Below are 1,691 nucleotides of genomic sequence, written 5' to 3'. Positions count from 1 at the left end.
CTGCCGAAGGGTCTGTTCCTCGAAACGTCGCCCGACCTCAATCTGCTGCTGACGCCGGCGATCGTGCGCCGCGAACGCGCCGAGCCGCTCGACCCGGCCCGCTTCATCTATCTCGAAGGCTGCGTGCGTTCGGAAGGGCCATTCGAGGTGCCGGTGTTTCCGCGCAATGGCGGGCCGCTGGTCTATGTCAGCTTCGGCAGCCTGGGCGCCATGGATGTCGGCCTGATCGAGCGGATGCTGGCGGTGTTCGACAGGCTGCCGGCGCGCTTCATCGTCAATGCCGGCGGCCTGCGTGATGCCTACCGTGCTGTGCCCGACAATGTCTATCTCGACGCCTGGTTTCCGCAGCCCTCGGTGGTGGCGAAGTCGGACCTGTTCATCCATCACGGCGGCAACAACAGCTTTTGCGAGGCGCTGCGCTTCGGCGTGCCGTCGCTGATCATGCCCTATTGCTGGGACGGGCACGACAATGCCCGCCGCGCCGGAGAGACCGGCGTCGGTGATCATATCGGCCGTGATGCCTGGACCGAAGGAGTGTTGGAGAAAGCCATTCTCGGCCTGCTGGCCGACGATGCCATGCGCGCCCGCCTGAAGGACAATGCAGCCCAAATGGCGCTGAAACCTGGAACGGGTGTGGCCGCGCAAGCCATACTCTCTCTGATACGGACATGAACGAAATGCCTGACAACAACACGAATATCTCGCTTTCCGGCGGCAATGATCCCAAGGCCTGGCTGGCCCGGCACGGCATAAACGAGGTCGAATGCCTGGTGCCCGACATGAACGGCGTGCTGCGCGGCAAAGCGCTGCCTACGGCCAAATTCCTCCAGGCGCTTGAAGACCGCGCGCTCTATCTGCCGAGCAGCGCTTTCCTGGTCAGCATCGACGGCCGCTACTCCGGCTCGATCGACGAGGGTTTTGCCTATTCGGATCCGGACATGCGCATGGTGCCCGACGTCTCGACGCTCTGCCTGGCGCCCGGCGCCAGCGCCGGCAAGGCCTATGTCTTCGCCGATGCGTTCCATATGGACGGCCAGCCCTGGATGGCCTCGCCGCGGCATGTGCTCAGGGCCGTGCTCGACCTCTACGCCAAGCGCGGCTGGCGGGCGGTGGTGGCGCCGGAGCTCGAATTCTATCTGACCGCGCCCAATCCCGATCCCGACCGTCCGCTGACCGCCCCGGTCGGCGCCAATAGCCGGGCCGAGACCGTGCAGCATCCCTATGACATGGCCGCGCTCGAGGAGTTCGAGCCGGTGATCCGGCGCGTCTATGACTATGCGGCGGCGGCCGGCCTGCCGCTCGACACGCTGATCCACGAATCGGGTACGGCGCAGCTTGAAATCAATTTCCGGCATGGCGATGCGCTGCCGCTGGCCGACAAGGTGCTGCTGTTCAAGCGGCTGACGCGCCAGGCCGCGCAGCAAAGCGGCATGCACGCCACCTTCATGGCCAAGCCGATCGCCGCACAGGCGGGAAGCTCGATGCATCTGCACATGTCGGTCATCGACGAGGCTGGCAGGACGCTGTTTGCCGGCAGCGACGATGCCGACACCGCAATGTTCGGCCATTTCATCGGCGGCCTGCAGAAATATGTCCCGGAAATCATGCCGCTGTTTGCGCCCAATGTGAATTCGTACCGTCGCATCAGGCCGAACCACAGCGCGCCGGCCAACATCGAATGGTCGCATGAC

The 1,691-nt window shown here is 64.7% G+C and carries 2 protein-coding genes; both read left to right on the top strand.

Annotated features, from left to right (window positions below):
- On the top strand, positions 1 to 672 hold a 672-nt coding region (locus EN943_RS36880), incomplete at its 5' end, for a nucleotide disphospho-sugar-binding domain-containing protein (protein WP_281060887.1).
- A gap of 5 nt (positions 673 to 677) precedes the next feature.
- On the top strand, positions 678 to 1,691 hold a 1,014-nt coding region (locus EN943_RS36875; protein WP_164778606.1), incomplete at its 3' end, for a glutamine synthetase family protein.

This window comes from Mesorhizobium sp. M7A.F.Ca.US.006.01.1.1 (genome assembly GCF_003997935.1).
Classification (GTDB): Bacteria; Pseudomonadota; Alphaproteobacteria; order Rhizobiales; family Rhizobiaceae; genus Mesorhizobium.
Note: the sequence above shows the minus strand (reverse complement) of the source record. Positions and strands in the feature narration are given on the sequence as shown.